The following is a 5,721-nucleotide window of genomic DNA, read 5'->3' as shown; positions in this document are numbered from 1 at the left end:
TGACGGCAGATTCTGGAAGTCTATAATTCGCCCCACTTCCGGCGCAGTCGAAACGGAAAACTCCTTGAGATTCAATGAGTTAAGTAGGTTTCGAAGGGGTTGGGCTTCAGTTCATCGAAGCCTGGAAGGAGCAGATAGAGCGGTGTTGTTTGGCTCTATCGGCGGTTCGATCTTCTCGGTCGAAAGCGGTGAAAAAGAGGTGTTGACAGCAGCGAGTAACGCTGTAGAATTCGCCTCCCGCTAACGAGAGATCGGAAGCGCAAGTGGTTGAAGTTGTTGATGTTTCCGAAGCGAAACTTTGAAAACTTCTTAAAATAACCGCTTGACAGATACACGGGGCGCTGTAGAATGCGCGCCTCGGTTGAGACGAAAGACTCAGCCAACCGCTCTTTAACAACTGAATCAAGCAATTCGTGTGGGTGCTTGTGGAGTCAGACTGCTAGTCAACAGATTATCAGCATCACAAGTTACTCCGCGAGAAATCAAAGATGTAACCAACGATTGCTGAGCCAAGTTTAGGGTTTTCTCAAAACCCAAAGATGTTTGAACTGAAGAGTTTGATCATGGCTCAGATTGAACGCTGGCGGCAGGCCTAACACATGCAAGTCGAGCGGTAGAGAGGTGCTTGCACCTCTTGAGAGCGGCGGACGGGTGAGTAATGCCTAGGAATCTGCCTGGTAGTGGGGGATAACGCTCGGAAACGGACGCTAATACCGCATACGTCCTACGGGAGAAAGCAGGGGACCTTCGGGCCTTGCGCTATCAGATGAGCCTAGGTCGGATTAGCTAGTTGGTGGGGTAATGGCTCACCAAGGCGACGATCCGTAACTGGTCTGAGAGGATGATCAGTCACACTGGAACTGAGACACGGTCCAGACTCCTACGGGAGGCAGCAGTGGGGAATATTGGACAATGGGCGAAAGCCTGATCCAGCCATGCCGCGTGTGTGAAGAAGGTCTTCGGATTGTAAAGCACTTTAAGTTGGGAGGAAGGGCATTAACCTAATACGTTGGTGYCTTGACGTTACCGACAGAATAAGCACCGGCTAACTCTGTGCCAGCAGCCGCGGTAATACAGAGGGTGCAAGCGTTAATCGGAATTACTGGGCGTAAAGCGCGCGTAGGTGGTTCGTTAAGTTGGATGTGAAAGCCCCGGGCTCAACCTGGGAACTGCATTCAAAACTGTCGAGCTAGAGTATGGTAGAGGGTGGTGGAATTTCCTGTGTAGCGGTGAAATGCGTAGATATAGGAAGGAACACCAGTGGCGAAGGCGACCACCTGGACTGATACTGACACTGAGGTGCGAAAGCGTGGGGAGCAAACAGGATTAGATACCCTGGTAGTCCACGCCGTAAACGATGTCAACTAGCCGTTGGGAGCCTTGAGCTCTTAGTGGCGCAGCTAACGCATTAAGTTGACCGCCTGGGGAGTACGGCCGCAAGGTTAAAACTCAAATGAATTGACGGGGGCCCGCACAAGCGGTGGAGCATGTGGTTTAATTCGAAGCAACGCGAAGAACCTTACCAGGCCTTGACATCCAATGAACTTTCCAGAGATGGATTGGTGCCTTCGGGARCATTGAGACAGGTGCTGCATGGCTGTCGTCAGCTCGTGTCGTGAGATGTTGGGTTAAGTCCCGTAACGAGCGCAACCCTTGTCCTTAGTTACCAGCACGTAATGGTGGGCACTCTAAGGAGACTGCCGGTGACAAACCGGAGGAAGGTGGGGATGACGTCAAGTCATCATGGCCCTTACGGCCTGGGCTACACACGTGCTACAATGGTCGGTACAGAGGGTTGCCAAGCCGCGAGGTGGAGCTAATCCCACAAAACCGATCGTAGTCCGGATCGCAGTCTGCAACTCGACTGCGTGAAGTCGGAATCGCTAGTAATCGCGAATCAGAATGTCGCGGTGAATACGTTCCCGGGCCTTGTACACACCGCCCGTCACACCATGGGAGTGGGTTGCACCAGAAGTAGCTAGTCTAACCTTCGGGAGGACGGTTACCACGGTGTGATTCATGACTGGGGTGAAGTCGTAACAAGGTAGCCGTAGGGGAACCTGCGGCTGGATCACCTCCTTAATCGACGACCGCAGCTGCTCCATGAGCTCCCACACGAATTGCTTGATTCATTGAAGAAGACGATAGAAGCAGCTTTAAGCTCCAAGCTGATAGCTCACAGCTAACAGTTACAAGCTCGAAATTGGGTCTGTAGCTCAGTTGGTTAGAGCGCACCCCTGATAAGGGTGAGGTCGGCAGTTCGAATCTGCCCAGACCCACCAATTTTGTTATGGGGCCATAGCTCAGCTGGGAGAGCGCCTGCCTTGCACGCAGGAGGTCAGCGGTTCGATCCCGCTTGGCTCCACCATAAACTGCTTCTGAAAGCTTAGAAATGAGCATTCCATCAAAGTGATGGTGAATGTTGATTTCTAGTCTTTTGATTAGATCGTTCTTTAAAAATTTGGGTATGTGATAGAAAGATAGACTGGACGTTACTTTCACTGGTAACGGATCAGGCTAAGGTAAAATTTGTGAGTTGCTCTTTGAGCAAGATCGAATTTTCGGCGAATGTCGTCTTCACAGTATAACCAGATTGCTTGGGGTTATATGGTCAAGTGAAGAAGCGCATACGGTGGATGCCTTGGCAGTCAGAGGCGATGAAAGACGTGGTAGCCTGCGAAAAGCTTCGGGGAGTCGGCAAACAGACTTTGATCCGGAGATGTCTGAATGGGGGAACCCAGCCATCATAAGATGGTTATCTTGTACTGAATACATAGGTGCAAGAGGCGAACCAGGGGAACTGAAACATCTAAGTACCCTGAGGAAAAGAAATCAACCGAGATTCCCTTAGTAGTGGCGAGCGAACGGGGACTAGCCCTTAAGCTTCTTTGATTTTAGCGGAACGCTCTGGAAAGTGCGGCCATAGTGGGTGATAGCCCTGTACGCGAAAGGATCTTAGAAGTGAAATCGAGTAGGACGGAGCACGAGAAACTTTGTCTGAATATGGGGGGACCATCCTCCAAGGCTAAATACTACTGACTGACCGATAGTGAACTAGTACCGTGAGGGAAAGGCGAAAAGAACCCCGGAGAGGGGAGTGAAATAGATCCTGAAACCGTATGCGTACAAGCAGTGGGAGCCCACTTTGTTGGGTGACTGCGTACCTTTTGTATAATGGGTCAGCGACTTATTTTCAGTGGCGAGCTTAACCGAATAGGGGAGGCGTAGCGAAAGCGAGTCTTAATAGGGCGTCTAGTCGCTGGGAATAGACCCGAAACCGGGCGATCTATCCATGGGCAGGTTGAAGGTTAGGTAACACTGACTGGAGGACCGAACCGACTACCGTTGAAAAGTTAGCGGATGACCTGTGGATCGGAGTGAAAGGCTAATCAAGCTCGGAGATAGCTGGTTCTCCTCGAAAGCTATTTAGGTAGCGCCTCATGTATCACTGTAGGGGGTAGAGCACTGTTTCGGCTAGGGGGTCATCCCGACTTACCAAACCGATGCAAACTCCGAATACCTACAAGTGCCGAGCATGGGAGACACACGGCGGGTGCTAACGTCCGTCGTGAAAAGGGAAACAACCCAGACCGTCAGCTAAGGTCCCAAAGTTATGGTTAAGTGGGAAACGATGTGGGAAGGCTTAGACAGCTAGGAGGTTGGCTTAGAAGCAGCCACCCTTTAAAGAAAGCGTAATAGCTCACTAGTCGAGTCGGCCTGCGCGGAAGATGTAACGGGGCTCAAACCATACACCGAAGCTACGGGTATCACGCAAGTGATGCGGTAGAGGAGCGTTCTGTAAGCCTGTGAAGGTGAGTTGAGAAGCTTGCTGGAGGTATCAGAAGTGCGAATGCTGACATGAGTAACGACAATGGGTGTGAAAAACACCCACGCCGAAAGACCAAGGTTTCCTGCGCAACGTTAATCGACGCAGGGTTAGTCGGTCCCTAAGGCGAGGCTGAAAAGCGTAGTCGATGGAAAACAGGTTAATATTCCTGTACTTCTGGTTATTGCGATGGAGGGACGGAGAAGGCTAGGCCAGCTTGGCGTTGGTTGTCCAAGTTTAAGGTGGTAGGCTGAGATCTTAGGTAAATCCGGGATCTTAAGGCCGAGAGCTGATGACGAGTTACCCTTTGGGTGACGAAGTGGTTGATGCCATGCTTCCAAGAAAAGCTTCTAAGCTTCAGGTAACCAGGAACCGTACCCCAAACCGACACAGGTGGTTGGGTAGAGAATACCAAGGCGCTTGAGAGAACTCGGGTGAAGGAACTAGGCAAAATGGCACCGTAACTTCGGGAGAAGGTGCGCCGGTGAGGGTGAAGCACTTGCTGCGTAAGCCCACGCCGGTCGAAGATACCAGGCCGCTGCGACTGTTTATTAAAAACACAGCACTCTGCAAACACGAAAGTGGACGTATAGGGTGTGACGCCTGCCCGGTGCCGGAAGGTTAATTGATGGGGTTAGCTAACGCGAAGCTCTTGATCGAAGCCCCGGTAAACGGCGGCCGTAACTATAACGGTCCTAAGGTAGCGAAATTCCTTGTCGGGTAAGTTCCGACCTGCACGAATGGCGTAACGATGGCGGCGCTGTCTCCACCCGAGACTCAGTGAAATTGAAATCGCTGTGAAGATGCAGTGTATCCGCGGCTAGACGGAAAGACCCCGTGAACCTTTACTATAGCTTTGCACTGGACTTTGAATTTGCTTGTGTAGGATAGGTGGGAGGCTTTGAAGCGTGGACGCCAGTCTGCGTGGAGCCATCCTTGAAATACCACCCTGGCAACTTTGAGGTTCTAACTCAGGTCCGTTATCCGGATCGAGGACAGTGTATGGTGGGTAGTTTGACTGGGGCGGTCTCCTCCTAAAGAGTAACGGAGGAGTACGAAGGTGCGCTCAGACCGGTCGGAAATCGGTCGTAGAGTATAAAGGCAAAAGCGCGCTTGACTGCGAGACAGACACGTCGAGCAGGTACGAAAGTAGGTCTTAGTGATCCGGTGGTTCTGTATGGAAGGGCCATCGCTCAACGGATAAAAGGTACTCCGGGGATAACAGGCTGATACCGCCCAAGAGTTCATATCGACGGCGGTGTTTGGCACCTCGATGTCGGCTCATCACATCCTGGGGCTGAAGCCGGTCCCAAGGGTATGGCTGTTCGCCATTTAAAGTGGTACGCGAGCTGGGTTTAGAACGTCGTGAGACAGTTCGGTCCCTATCTGCCGTGGACGTTTGAGATTTGAGAGGGGCTGCTCCTAGTACGAGAGGACCGGAGTGGACGAACCTCTGGTGTTCCGGTTGTCACGCCAGTGGCATTGCCGGGTAGCTATGTTCGGAAAAGATAACCGCTGAAAGCATCTAAGCGGGAAACTTGCCTCAAGATGAGATCTCACTGGGACCTTGAGTCCCCTGAAGGGCCGTCGAAGACTACGACGTTGATAGGCAGGGTGTGTAAGCGCTGTGAGGCGTTGAGCTAACCTGTACTAATTGCCCGTGAGGCTTGACCATATAACACCCAAGCAATTTGTGAACTCGAAAGAGACCAGATTGCGGTGTGTGAAGACGAAACGAACCGAAAGTTCGAGATACTCACAAGCACCAAACTATCGCATACCCATTCGCTGGCACGTGACCGCAAGGCACGCACCGGCTACCGAATTTCTTGACGACCATAGAGCATTGGAACCACCTGATCCCATCCCGAACTCAGCAGTGAAACGATGCATCG

Annotated in this window: 1 protein-coding gene, 2 tRNA genes and 3 rRNA genes; all 6 read left to right on the top strand. The window is 51.7% G+C overall.

Annotated features, from left to right (window positions below):
- A partial coding sequence (locus AD659_RS30095; RefSeq protein WP_211269638.1) for a hypothetical protein occupies positions 1 to 244 on the top strand: 244 nt, incomplete at its 5' end.
- 301 nt (positions 245 to 545) lie between these two features.
- Positions 546 to 2,082 (top strand): 16S ribosomal RNA (locus tag AD659_RS28795).
- A gap of 123 nt (positions 2,083 to 2,205) precedes the next feature.
- Positions 2,206 to 2,282: transfer RNA gene (locus AD659_RS28790), tRNA-Ile, on the top strand.
- A gap of 10 nt (positions 2,283 to 2,292) precedes the next feature.
- A tRNA-Ala gene (locus tag AD659_RS28785) sits at positions 2,293 to 2,368 on the top strand.
- A 241-nt stretch (positions 2,369 to 2,609) separates the two neighbouring features.
- Positions 2,610 to 5,501: ribosomal RNA gene (locus AD659_RS28780) — 23S ribosomal RNA — on the top strand.
- Positions 5,502 to 5,654: 153 nt separating this feature from the next.
- Positions 5,655 to 5,721: ribosomal RNA gene (rrf, locus tag AD659_RS28775) — 5S ribosomal RNA — on the top strand; the annotation flags it as partial.

This window comes from Pseudomonas thivervalensis, assembly GCF_001269655.1.
Classification (GTDB): domain Bacteria; phylum Pseudomonadota; class Gammaproteobacteria; order Pseudomonadales; family Pseudomonadaceae; genus Aquipseudomonas; species Aquipseudomonas thivervalensis.
This window is presented reverse-complemented; position numbering and strand designations above follow the sequence as displayed.